Genomic DNA, 12,518 nt, shown 5'->3' on the forward strand with positions numbered 1-12,518 from the left:
TTTACGAATAACTTATCTACTTTGTAAAAGCAACTTCATCTACTAATTTTAGCATTTCTAGTTCTTGTTTTATATAATCAAGCTTTAATAGTTTTTCCTTAATTTGTTCTATATTTAAAATTTCTGTGTTATGTGAATTATATTCGTCTTCTGTAGAGAGCTGTTCATCGCCGTCTACAAAATATCTATCGTAGTTAAGATCTCTTTTGTCTGCTGGAACTCTAAAGAAACCTTCCATGTCTTCTGAATGAATATATTCTTCTTTGGTTAATAATGTTTCATATAATTTTTCTCCATGACGAGTTCCTATTATTTTAATCTCATTATCAACATGGAATAATTCTTTTATTGCTTGTGCTAAATCACCTATTGTAGATGCAGGTGATTTTTGTACCATTATGTCTCCCGCCTCTGCATTTTGAAATGCAAATACTACAAGTTCTACCGCTTCTTCAAGACTCATAAGAAACCTTGTCATATCAGGATTAGTTACCGTTAATGGTTGCCCACTTTTTATTTGATCAACAAATAAAGGAATTACAGAGCCACGCGATGCCATAACATTACCGTATCTTGTACCACAAATTACAGTTTTATCTGGTGATACAGTCCTTGACTTAGCGACAAAGACCTTTTCCATCATAGCCTTAGAAATTCCCATAGCATTTATTGGATAAGCTGCCTTATCAGTTGAAAGACATATTACCTTTTTCACTTCATATTCTATAGCAGCTGTAAGAACATTATCAGTTCCAATAATATTAGTTTTTACAGCTTCCATTGGAAAGAATTCACAAGAAGGAACTTGTTTTAATGCCGCTGCATGAAATATATAATCAACACTATACATTGCATTTTTTATACTAGCTAAATCCCTAACATCTCCTATGTAAAACTTTATTTTATCGTTTTTATATAATCTTCGCATATCATCCTGCTTTTTCTCATCCCTAGAAAATATACGAATTTCCTTTATATCTGTATTTAAAAATCTTTTAAGCACTGCATTTCCAAAAGAACCAGTACCACCTGTTATTAGTAATGTTTTATCTTTGAACATGTTGTTTTTCCTCCAAATTAATTAGTGCTTCTTCCAACACTGTCATAAATCTTTCTTTGCTATAGTTTTCAAGATAGAATCTCTGAGAGTTTGCTACCATTTGTTCTTTTTTATCACTATTACAAAACTCTAATATTAAATCTGCTAAGCCTTTATAATCTTCTGCAATGCAACATAATCCACAATCAGCTTCTTCTATAACACGTCTAGCTTCACCATTAATAGCACCTATAATCGGTTTTCCAGCTGCCATATAGGATTGTACTTTACCAGGCAATGTATATGATAAAGTTTTGTTATCTTTTAAAGTAATTAGCATTGCATCAGCCATTCCATAAAAGTATGGCATTTCTTCAAGGGATCGTCTTCCATGAAACAATACATTAGATGCTCTCAAGTCATGAGCAATTCGCTTGCATTCATCTGATTTCGAGCCATCCCCTACGATATGAAAAATAATATTAGTGAACTCCCTTAGTTCATTAGCTGCTTTGACTATAGTATCCACGCTCTGCATATCACCAATATTACCAGCAAAAACAAAATTATATATTTTACTTTCACTTATAGCTACACTTTGAACAACAGTATTATTTTCACTTTGCACAAACAAATCCTCTGCATATTGTGGCAAGTGTTTTATATTAATATTATTTATTTTAAGAGTATTCTCAAAATAATCCTTAAACATACTTGATGTAACTAATATAATGTCTGCCGAACTATAAATCCACCTAGATATTTTATAAAATAACTTATAAATACTTGAATCTTCTTTAATTCCACCAGCAGCCAAACTATCTGGCCATAAGTCTAAGCAATAAAATAATATTTTCTTATGATGCTTCTTCTTATAAGCCATTGCTGGAATTCCCATCATTACAGGTGATAGCTGATTTACTAATACAACATCAAATTCTTCCTTCATAAATAATGCTTTTAATGTTGCTGATACTGCATAACTAAAATAATTTAAAAATAATTTTAAATGGCTTTTTCCCCTACCTATTTCAAAACATCTAATAATTTTAACGCCATTAATTGTTTCTTTTCTTTTCTTTCCATGACGGTAATCATCAAGAATACGTCCCTCTGGATAATTAGGGAGACCAGTTAAAACAGTTACCTCATGTCCATTTTTTACAAGGGTTTCACATATATCTGAAATTCTAAAAGGCTCTGGATAGTAATACTGACAAACAACTAGTATCTTCATTATAATATAAACTCCCACATTTTATTTAACCGTATTTAAATATTCTTCAATTTCTATTTTCAATTCGTCATTAAAAGGCATAGGCTTATATCCAAAGTCTCTTTTTGCTTGGTCATGTGGAAAATTTCTATCTTCTCCCATTCGCTGAACTTTTTCTATATAATCAACCTTTCCAAAAGTACATACCTTAAGGCATCTTGCCATGAATACTCCTAATCCTAAAGGCACACTAATAAAGGTAGTTTTCTTATTTAAGTTATAACTTATTGATTTAAACATTTCTAACATGGAGATTGGTTTTTCTCCTGATAGGACATAATCTCCACTAATAATTTCAGATTTTATTAATAATTGATAGTATGCCTTTCCAAGGTCTCTACCACTGACAGGTTGTAACAAGTTCTTACCATAATCAATAATAGGAAATAATCTGAGTTTATCTACCATTTTTATAAATACAATCATATTTCTGTCATTTATGTACCCATAAATCATAGTAGGCCTTAAGTATATAAGACCTATTGTTGAATTACTCTGTTTAATAATTTTTTCCATAGTTAATTCTATACTCTTATACTCTTCTGATGCACTCTTATATCTCGAATAAATACCAGTTGTGTGAATAATTATTGCTCTCTTAACATTATTTTTCACAGCTGCTCTAGTCAAAGTAACTGAATAAAAAATTGAACCTATATGCACTACCGTATCAATACCAACCATGGCTTTATTCATAAACTCTTGGTCACTTAAATCACCGATAACCTTGTCTATATTTAATCCACAACTATCTAATAATAATGAGTCCGATGTTTCTCTAATAATACAACGGATACATCCATCATATTTATTTTTAATAAGCTCTTGAAGAAAATATCTTCCACTGTGCCCTGTGATTCCTGTAACTAATAACATATCTTCACCGCCTCTAATCGTACCATTTCTTCACTATTCTCAAATCAATTAATCCATAATAATTATCAAAAGTGACTAGTTCCCAATACTATCATTATGCTCAACTTCTTCTATATGTTTATTTTTACCCTCAAGTACGCCTTCAGCCCTTAGCACCTTAAATACTGTCATAAACAATATCTTTATATCTAATTTAACTGATTTATTCTCCAAATAATATCTATCAAGTTCTGTCTTTTGAAAATCATCATTATGATCTCTTCCATTTATTTGTGCCCAGCCTGTAACCCCTGGCACTAATACATGGACACCTGCCTGAGTTCTTAATTCTTTTAACTTATATTGATTATATAAAGCTGGCCTTGGTCCAACAAATGTCATGTCCCCCTTAAATATGTTAATTAATTGTGGAATTTCATCTAAACTTGTTTTTCTTACGAGCCTTCCAACAGATGTCATATAGCTTTTTGCATCTTCAAGTCTATCAGTTGCTACATTTGGTGTTCCAACCCTCATTGTTCTAAATTTATAAAATTTAAATAAGTGATTGTTCTCCCCTATTCTCATTTGTGTAAAAAATACTGGTCCTTTGGAATTTAACTTTATTAATATTGATATTATTAAAAATAAAGGTGACAATATTATTAATAATATTAAACTAACCAATATCTCCAAAAACCTCTTCATAATTATATTTTCCTCCGCTTCTAACTCATTCGTTAATTAAAAATTACCTTCTCTCCAAACTATTCCTATAACATTTATGCCCGAAATATCTATAAGTTCCTTCATTCTAACAGTTTCATTCTTATCCGTTTTTCCCTCAGTTGATACTATTAAAGTTCCATCTGACACCTTAGAAAAAATTTGAGCATCACAATAGTTAACCATTGATGTTGTATCAATAACTATATAATCAAATTTATTTTTTAATTCCTTTAATAATTCTTCTAGATTACTTTTACTAAGTAAATCTGCTGGATTTAGCTTTTCATTTCCCCAAGATAAAATATTTAAATTTTTAACATCAGTATTTAATAAAACTGAATTACTCTCATTTATTAAAGAAGTATTTTCTTCATACAATATTTCACTTATTCCCTTAGTAATTTGTAAATTAAAAGCTTCATTTATCCTGGGATTTCTACCATTTCCATCTATAATTAAAGTTTTAAAACCAGCCTCAGCAAAAGTTTTAGCTAAATTTACACTAACCATAGTTTTTCCATCCTCTTTAGATGTACTTGTAACAGTAAATATCTTATCTTCCTTCAACTGTAAATTTGTTCTCAAAGTTCTAAAAGCTTCATTTATATTTTCTTTTTCCTTTGGTTTGTCCTTAGGAATGATAGTTAAAGTAGTTGACTTTAATATTTCCTCTGCTTCTTCTTTCTTTTTTAAACTATTATCAATATATTCTACTACAAAAGCTACTCCAAATCCAACCATAAGTCCTAATATAAGTGATATAGCAAGTATTAATTTCTTATTTTTAGATTTTTCTTGTGTATTAGTTTGCACATTAGTTTGTGCTTGAGTTGGTGTGCCTATTAGCTTTAAATAATCATCTTCAGCAATTTTTTCTACCTCTGAAGGCTCGTCTAATATTTTAAGCTTACCTGTAGGATATATATTTTGTGCTTCTTTTATAAAATTCTTTATATATGAATTCAAAATTGTCTGTTGATTACCATCTTCTTTATCTGCATAGTGTATTGTTATTACCTGAGCCCCTGGATTAGAAATAACTTTTATTTTACGCATGAATTCATCAGTCTTCATGTCTAAATTTAATTCTTCTACAGTTTTCTCCGCAACAGTTCTTGATGATGCAACAGTTCCATATGTTTGTACTATTTGTTGATTTAAAATAGTTATGTCTTTTATATTATCACTTTCTAAATCCGGAAATGTTCCTATAACTATACTAGCTGTAGATTTATAAAGCTCTTTTTTCTTTTCTACAGGAACAATATTTTGTGGTATAAAACTTATAATCAATCCACAGAAAATACTCAATAGAGTTATACATATAACAATCCATTTTCTCCTTTTTATAATTTTAAATAAATCCCTTAAATCTAGTGTTGTTTCTTCCATAAGTTTCTCCTTATATTTAAATTGTTTTTACCTAGTTGTTATTATATAGACTTATGCTCTAATTTCAAAATTATAATAGAATGTAATTTTGAAAATATAACAACTTATATTTTACATTTTCTATTAATCTGTATATCATATAAGATTATATCATAAATTTATATATTTATAATATTAATTATTAACATTTCAGTGAAAATGTATAAAATTTGCTTTTTATTGATCTATTTTGCACTGTATATATTTGTACATGATAATTTAAAATGATATAATATTGTATATTTATATTTCTAAATAACAAAAATAACTATATTAGGATGTGTAAAAAATGGATAATTACAGAAACTCTTCTAAAGAAAAATCTTTTAATTTTTTCTTACCTATTGCACTTATATTATCAATGATACCTTTAATTGTTCGTATGGCAATTGTTAAGATCGATGTTTCTACTGCTAATATATGGGAATCTTCAACTCAAACTGATTTGTTTTCACAAAAGAAAGCATTTTATTTAATGATTTTTTCTATTTTTCTGATTATTATTAGCGTCATCTTTTTCAAGAAAATATTCAGTAAAAAAGATAAGATTGTAAATTACATATTAATATCATGCGGTGTATTCTTTCTTTTCACTTTACTTTCTGCAATCTTTTCAAAATATAAAGAAGTCTCTTTTTATGGGATTTTTGACAGAGCTGAAGGTTTAATTACTATAGCTTGCTATATGGTTCTTTTTGTATATTCAATTTATACCTTTAAAAATACTAAGGACTATAAATACATTATTACTCCGCTTTTAATTTTAGTAGCTATCAATGCCTTTTTAGGTCTTTTTCAATTCATAGGGCAAGATCTAATTAAAACCAGCTTAGGTACTTCTATAGTTTTCCCTAGCGAATATAAAATTGATGGTTCCAAAATAAATTTAAGCAACGGGAATTCAATTTATGGCACTTTATTCAACAGTAACTATGTTGGTAGTTTTGCTTCTATTGTTTTGCCAATATTATTTTGTTTAACAATTTTTGAAGATGAGGTTATGAAAAAAATAATGTTATTTATCGGGACTCTACTTTCAGTATGGTTACTGATTGGTAGTGATGCTCGTTCAGGAGTTATTGGTGTTTTTTGTGCAACTATATTTGGTGTTGTTGTATTTTGGAGATTACTTATTAAGAAGTGGAAAAGTTTTTTAATAGCTTTTATATCTATATTAGTATTACTCCTAGGTGCTAGTTTTGCATCTAAAGGAGTACTTAATAGATTTACCGCTCTGACGCAAGATGTTAGTAGTCTTTTTACTAGCACTAGTGATTTTGATTATAAAGAGCATACTCCTGTTAAGGATATAAAACATGTAGATAAAGGTGTGCAAGTTATATTACCTAATGAGACTTTAAATATAACTTATGGAAATGATGGGTTTGTATTTAAAAATTCTAAAGACGAAGTTATACCATTTTTAAAAGGTGATAAAATATATTCGCCCACCGTTCAGGCTTTTAGTAATATTTCATTTTTGTTTGGTAAAGTAGATAACAAATCTGTTACTTCAGATATTCTTCTTTTACAAGTCGATGGACACCCAACATTTACATTCAAATTAAAAACTGATAATAGCATTCATTTAATAAATGCTAATAGTAAGCAATTTGCAGATATAGAATTTCCAAAGACATTCGGATTTAACGGTAAAGAAAAACTTGGTTCTGCTAGAGGATATATTTGGTCAAGATCACTACCTTTACTTAAAGATAATTTTATTCTTGGAGGAGGTCCTGATACCTTTGCTTTTAGATTCCCTCAAAATGATTTAATAGGTAAATACTATGCTTTGGGTACACCTAATCAAATTGTAGATAAAGCACATAATCTTTATTTACAAATAGCTCTAAATTACGGTGTAGTTGCCTTAATAGGATTTATGGCTATCATGCTCATTTATCTTGTTGACAGCTTTAAGTTATATGCTTTTAAAGAAAAATATGAAAAATCTCAAATATTAGGTGCAGTAAATTCTTTCGGTGTTATTGGATATCTATTTGCTGGAATGTTTAATGATTCAGTTGTTAGTGTTTCTCCTGTATTTTGGATAATCTTAGGCGTTGGGGTTTCACTTAACTATATGAACAGAAAAGCTTGCAATTAACAATTGACAATGTACAATTTACAATGAAAGATAAAAAATCCCTACGGGGATTTTTTTATACATTTTTCTATAATCCTCCGAAAAGGTTAGACTCAAAAGTACGAGAAATTAAATTTTATATTTGGTTTTTCGCACTTTACCCTTGTGGACATTTTATATTTTGCAAATCGAATTTTCTCTGTGAGTTTTGTCCTTAATCGTACAAAATGTGCATTGTTAATTATAAGTAGCTATAGTATAATAAATCTACTTACTAAATAAAAATGTGAGGTGAAATAAATGGATAAAGAAATATTAGAAATTTTAAAAAGACTTGAAACTAAAATGGATAAAGGTCTAGATAGACTTGAAACTAAAATAGACAAAGGCCTAGGTAGACTTGAAACTAAAATCAATGTGCTTGGAACTAAACTAGATGAGCACACTCTAATTTTAAGAGCCTTAGAACATTCTTCAGAAGTAAATAAAGCTGAGCATGATAAGATGTCAAATGATATAGCAAAGATCCAAGGTGATGTTACTGGAATAAGAAAAGATTTATCACAAGTTGAATTAGTTACAGCAAATAATTGGGCTGATATAGTAAAATTAAAAGCTGTTGAATAATATAAAAATCTATCTACAATTTACTATTTACAATTGCAAATTAATGCCCTAGAAATCTCAAAAAGAGATCTCTAGGGCATTAATTTAATATTTAAAAATCCAACGGATTTTTTCCTTAATTGTCCATTGTAAACTGTCAATTGTAAATTTTTCCTACTTACTCCACGCACCATTAGAACCTAGTTTATAACCATCAATGGTTGTATTACTAGCCATTGCTCCATTTGGATATAGATAATAATAATTCCCACTTCCATCTTGAATCCAGCCAGTTTTCATATCACCATTTGCATCTAAATAATACCAATATGAAGTACTCTTATCTAAGAACCACATATTTTTCAAAGAATTACCAAGTGCATCATTATATTGCCACTTACCATTATTACTTACCCATTGACTAACTTTAATATTAGCATTTACATTAGTATTATTATTTGCAGTATTAGTAGAAGTAATCCCTGTTGCTGTTCCTTGGCTTGTACCTCTATATACTGTTAAAGTATAGGTTCTTTGCTTATACTTTACAGCATCAGAACTATCATCTTTTGAGTCATACTCATCTTCATTAGTAACCTTTACTTCAAATACATTTTTCCCCTCTTTTAATGCCAATTGAGTTCTAAACTTTCCATCATAACTTAGCTTACTACCATTAACTCTAACTATACGATCATCATCTTGTGGCACAGCTTTAATTATTACATTTTCCCAGTCTTTTTTTACATCTACAGCATAAGAAGTAACCCTAGGTCTAAAACTGATTGGAACTGTTCCATCTTCTATAACTATGTCATCTAAATATATAGAATCTTGGTTATCATCAATTTCACCTGTAGTTGTTGTTGTAGCCACACTACCTCCCCTATAAATATTCAAGGTATATGTTTCTTTGTTTCCATTTTCCCCATCATGGTCTTCAACTACTATAGTAACTACATTCTTACCACTACTTAAAGCTACTGTTTTTCTATATTTATCTTCTCCATCCACAGTAACACCATTGATAGTAACAACATCATCATCTTCATTTTCTGGATCTGCTTTTATTCTTATTTCGCTAACTGATTGTGCAACATTTATATCATATGATTTTTTAGTTCTTGAAAATGATATATCTCCATCACTTAAAGTAATATTATCTATATAAACTTCATCATCATCACTTGAACTTGTTGATGTACTTCCTCCTCTATACACATTAACATAGTATGTTATCGGACCGTTTTCACCTGAATCCTCAGACCTTATTGCAATTTTATTTCTACCTTTATCTAGTTTAATAGTTTTTGTCCATTGACCTGTCTTTTTTTCTCCATCAATTGTAACATCATAAGTACTTTTATCTGGATTAGCTGTGATATCTATCGTTTCAACATCACTATTAAGTTTTATATCATAAGAAGTTCTTGTTTTTGAAAAATTAAGGCTTCCATGATTTACATCAATATCCTTTAAAAAGGCAACATCATCACTTGTATTATAAGCATAAGCCTTTGTAGCAAATAAATCTAAGTTACTTGCAGGTGCAATTACTGAAAAAGTACCAATAGCAAGTGTAAGTGAAATTATACGTTTAATTTTTTTATTCATATTATTCCCTCCAATTCTCTATACTATACATTTTACCTTATTAATGTACAATTTTCAATTGTCAATTATTAATTGAAAAAAGAGACGAGGCATAGCCTCGTCCCTCTTAAATTGTCAATTGTACATCGTACATTGTCAATTATTTAAATTATTTAACCCATGCTCCTGAACCATTTAATACATAACCGTCAACAGTTGTATTAGCAAGCATAGCTCCTGATGCATTTAAGTAGTACCAAGTACCATTATCATTGTACCAACCAGTAACCATAGCTCCTGATGGTTTTAAGAAGTACCAAGTTCCATTATCAAGGTACCAACCAGTAGCCATGATTCCGTCAGCTTTCATCATGTACCAAGTTCCACCTACAGTGATCCATTTGTTAGTAACTTTAGCTCCTGTAACATCGTTGAATGTCCAAGTTCCATCAGTTCCTTGAACCCATCCAGTTACAATAACTGGTTTAACTGCTGTAGATTCACCTTCTGTTACTTTAGTTCCTTCTTGTTGTGTAGTGTAAACATTTCCGTTACCATCCCAAGCGATTAAGCTTCCAGCATCATATACATCTAATGAATCTATAGATCTATCACAAGTAAACATTTCTTTGAAATCTCCAGCCTTTTCTGACTTGTAGATTTTTCCTTCATTTATTATCCAAAGGTTACCATTAATATCGAATGATGCTCCAGCTTTTCCGGCATCTCCCTTAAGATCGTGATCTTTATCTCCATCTTTCTTAACAACATAAGCATCAACTTTAGTAGATGTTCCAACAGCTTCAACTTTTTCATTCTTTTGTAATTTTAATACATAAGTCTTAATAGTATCAGCATCATCCATTTCAGTATAGTAAAGTGTTCCATCTACTACTCTTACTCCAACAACCTTAGAATCACCAGAAACTAAAGTAGCTAATTTAGTAGCAGCTGTTTCAGCATCACCACTTATAGTAGCATCAAGTTCATAAGATTCTACAGTCTTTGGTAAGTAAGCATCCTTTTCTGTTTCTCCTTGAGCTTTAGATATCTTTTGAAGATATTTAGCAGATAGAATTGGAGTTGTACCCTTACTGTTATAAACTGCAACAGTTGACTTACTAAAATCTACATCAATTATTCTATAGATATAGTCTTTATCTTGAGCTATTGTTACAACTGAACCATCTTTAATAGTAGCTGCCACTTTGTCATCATTAACATTTTCATCAAATTCGTCTAATTTAACCATCTTAGATCCATTATATACACGAATGTTAGCTGTTTTATCAGCATCTATATATGCTGCTGATTTATTTGTGTAACCATGATAAACATCGTATCCAGTTCCATTTCCTGTTCCTGCATAACCTGAAGTTTTAAGTGCTGCTGTAGCATTAACAAAAGTTCCAGCAGGTTCACCAGCTAATTGAAGTGCAGTATAATCTTTTATTGTTGCTGCAGTATTAGCTGTTAGTGTAAGTTTACCTGTAGTAGCATCTACTGTTGTACTGTAACCTGGAATTGAATCTGATTTAACAGTAGCTGCAAATGTTGCTGCTGAACTAAATGATGTTGTTCCTGCACCTACTAAAGATACAGTTACATTATGTCCACTTGTAAGATCAGTAGCTATTGTAGCTGGTTTTGTAGCATCCACAATACCTACAGTTAATTTAACTGGAACGCTTCCGTCTACTACTGTATCTGCTGTTATTGTTACATTTGTTGATAATGCTTGAATTGCAGATACGTTAACTGCTGCTGCTGCACCAGTAGTAGTTCCAGTTAATTGAATTGTTCCTGCACTTTCAGATTTAATATTTGCAGTGTATCCAGAAAATGACATTGTAGCTGCTTTAATAGCAAATCCTGCTTTACTTCCGCTTGAAAAATCTCCTGTAGCTCCAGTACCAGCAGCTATGAATGTTTTTCCGTATACTGTTATATTTGAAGCAAAGTTAGTTGGAGTAACTTCTATTACAGCTCCTCTTCCATCAGTAGCTCCTGCAATTCCGTTAGTTGCAGTATATGAATACCATACATCACCGAATTGATCTGGTGTGATTCTTTGTGTAGATACACTAACATTACTTCCGTATCTGTCAGCTTTCTTTAATTTAGCTAATAACTTGTCTGTTGCAGTGCTTTGTAAATCACTAGCAACATCTTCGTCTGTTACTTTACCGTTTGATAAGTCAAGTAAGTATTCGTCATTACCATCCATAGCAATAGTGCTACTAGTATCATATTTGCTGTATTGGTTGATTCTAGCATCTGTTAAATCATTTACTTCTTTATCTTTGCTTCCATCGTTGAAATAAACTGATTTATTGTTATCGTCTGTTTTGTATCCTTCAAATGCATATTTACCATCTTTGTATGCGATAGCATCTTCGATAGTACCGTCCTTAGTTCCTAATCTTGTAGAATCTGCAGCCATAGCTGGTACCAATGACATCACTGATGCAGCAGCTACTAATAAAGCTGTAATTTTGTTTGCTCTTTTAAACATAATTTTTTTTCCTCCTAAAATTTTAAATTCAGATAAATTATAGCATTATTGTCCAACCCTGTAAAGGAATATAATTCTTGTGAATGTATAATTTTGTATAATATTAATATTTTACAATTTGCATAATATTTAATTCATACTAAATCTACACTATTCACAAAAGTATTACATTACTTTAAGCCTGTACATAAATTACTACTATTTTTATCTATTTAATATATAATCTAGCATTTCCTTGTTGTCCTTATAAAATACAAGACCTTAATTTCTTTTTGGTACCTTTTTGAGATATTTTAGAAATTTATTTAATATATATTTCCTACATATCCTTCTTTTATTTAAGTACACCATATAATACAATGGTTTGATTTCTTTTCGGTACCTT

At 30.2% G+C, this 12,518-nt stretch carries 9 protein-coding genes; 2 read left to right on the forward strand and 7 right to left on the reverse strand.

What is annotated here, in order from left to right; genetic code table 11:
* Positions 1-16: 16 nt before the first annotated feature.
* The 5 genes from psyc5s11_RS25420 to psyc5s11_RS25440 all read right to left on the reverse strand — a co-directional run bounded on the left by psyc5s11_RS25420 (position 17) and on the right by psyc5s11_RS25440 (position 5,291).
* Positions 17-1,060 (reverse strand): polysaccharide biosynthesis protein, encoded by a 1,044-nt coding sequence (locus psyc5s11_RS25420; RefSeq protein ID WP_224035242.1) that lies wholly within the window; start codon positions 1,058-1,060, stop codon positions 17-19.
* Complete coding sequence (locus tag psyc5s11_RS25425) at positions 1,047-2,276, reverse strand: glycosyltransferase family 4 protein (RefSeq protein WP_224035243.1); 1,230 nt, start codon at positions 2,274-2,276, stop codon at positions 1,047-1,049. The genes psyc5s11_RS25420 and psyc5s11_RS25425 overlap by 14 nt, the downstream gene beginning before the upstream one ends.
* Before the next feature lie 21 nt (positions 2,277-2,297).
* The gene (locus psyc5s11_RS25430; protein WP_224035244.1) at positions 2,298-3,191 is read right to left on the reverse strand and encodes an SDR family oxidoreductase; all 894 of its coding nucleotides are present in this window, start codon (positions 3,189-3,191) and stop codon (positions 2,298-2,300) included.
* 75 nt (positions 3,192-3,266) lie between these two features.
* Positions 3,267-3,878, reverse strand: coding sequence for a sugar transferase (locus psyc5s11_RS25435; RefSeq protein WP_224035245.1), 612 nt, complete (start codon positions 3,876-3,878; stop codon positions 3,267-3,269).
* Positions 3,879-3,914: 36 nt separating this feature from the next.
* Positions 3,915-5,291 (reverse strand): polysaccharide biosynthesis tyrosine autokinase, encoded by a 1,377-nt coding sequence (locus psyc5s11_RS25440; RefSeq protein WP_224035246.1) that lies wholly within the window; start codon positions 5,289-5,291, stop codon positions 3,915-3,917.
* 328 nt (positions 5,292-5,619) lie between these two features.
* On the opposite strand from psyc5s11_RS25440, the gene psyc5s11_RS25445 reads away from it, so the two are divergent.
* Together psyc5s11_RS25445 and psyc5s11_RS25450 are read left to right on the forward strand one after the other, a co-directional pair.
* Complete coding sequence (locus psyc5s11_RS25445; RefSeq protein ID WP_224035247.1) at positions 5,620-7,440, forward strand: O-antigen ligase family protein; 1,821 nt, start codon at positions 5,620-5,622, stop codon at positions 7,438-7,440.
* A 279-nt stretch (positions 7,441-7,719) separates the two neighbouring features.
* The gene (locus tag psyc5s11_RS25450) at positions 7,720-8,046 is read left to right on the forward strand and encodes a hypothetical protein (RefSeq protein WP_224035248.1); all 327 of its coding nucleotides are present in this window, start codon (positions 7,720-7,722) and stop codon (positions 8,044-8,046) included.
* A gap of 153 nt (positions 8,047-8,199) precedes the next feature.
* On the opposite strand, the gene psyc5s11_RS25460 is transcribed toward psyc5s11_RS25450, so the two are convergent.
* Together psyc5s11_RS25460 and psyc5s11_RS25465 are read right to left on the reverse strand one after the other, a co-directional pair.
* Positions 8,200-9,639, reverse strand: coding sequence for a cadherin-like beta sandwich domain-containing protein (locus tag psyc5s11_RS25460; protein ID WP_311196389.1), 1,440 nt, complete (start codon positions 9,637-9,639; stop codon positions 8,200-8,202).
* A 148-nt stretch (positions 9,640-9,787) separates the two neighbouring features.
* Positions 9,788-12,133: a hypothetical protein gene (locus psyc5s11_RS25465; RefSeq protein WP_224035249.1), complete on the reverse strand. Its 2,346-nt coding sequence runs from the start codon at positions 12,131-12,133 to the stop codon at positions 9,788-9,790.
* Between the last annotated feature and the right edge of the window lie 385 nt (positions 12,134-12,518).

Origin of the sequence: Clostridium gelidum (genome assembly GCF_019977655.1) — a bacterium.
GTDB classification, from domain to species: domain Bacteria; phylum Bacillota; class Clostridia; order Clostridiales; family Clostridiaceae; genus Clostridium; species Clostridium gelidum.

Coding starts and splice junctions, on each gene's coding strand:
- psyc5s11_RS25440 (WP_224035246.1), bottom strand. CDS start 5,291: ATGGAAGAAACAACACTAGATTTAAGGGATTTATTTAAAATTATAAAA.
- psyc5s11_RS25420 (WP_224035242.1), bottom strand. CDS start 1,060: ATGTTCAAAGATAAAACATTACTAATAACAGGTGGTACTGGTTCTTTT.
- psyc5s11_RS25450 (WP_224035248.1), top strand. CDS start 7,720: ATGGATAAAGAAATATTAGAAATTTTAAAAAGACTTGAAACTAAAATG.
- psyc5s11_RS25430 (WP_224035244.1), bottom strand. CDS start 3,191: ATGTTATTAGTTACAGGAATCACAGGGCACAGTGGAAGATATTTTCTT.
- psyc5s11_RS25465 (WP_224035249.1), bottom strand. CDS start 12,133: ATGTTTAAAAGAGCAAACAAAATTACAGCTTTATTAGTAGCTGCTGCA.
- psyc5s11_RS25460 (WP_311196389.1), bottom strand. CDS start 9,639: ATGAATAAAAAAATTAAACGTATAATTTCACTTACACTTGCTATTGGT.
- psyc5s11_RS25435 (WP_224035245.1), bottom strand. CDS start 3,878: ATGAAGAGGTTTTTGGAGATATTGGTTAGTTTAATATTATTAATAATA.
- psyc5s11_RS25425 (WP_224035243.1), bottom strand. CDS start 2,276: ATGAAGATACTAGTTGTTTGTCAGTATTACTATCCAGAGCCTTTTAGA.
- psyc5s11_RS25445 (WP_224035247.1), top strand. CDS start 5,620: ATGGATAATTACAGAAACTCTTCTAAAGAAAAATCTTTTAATTTTTTC.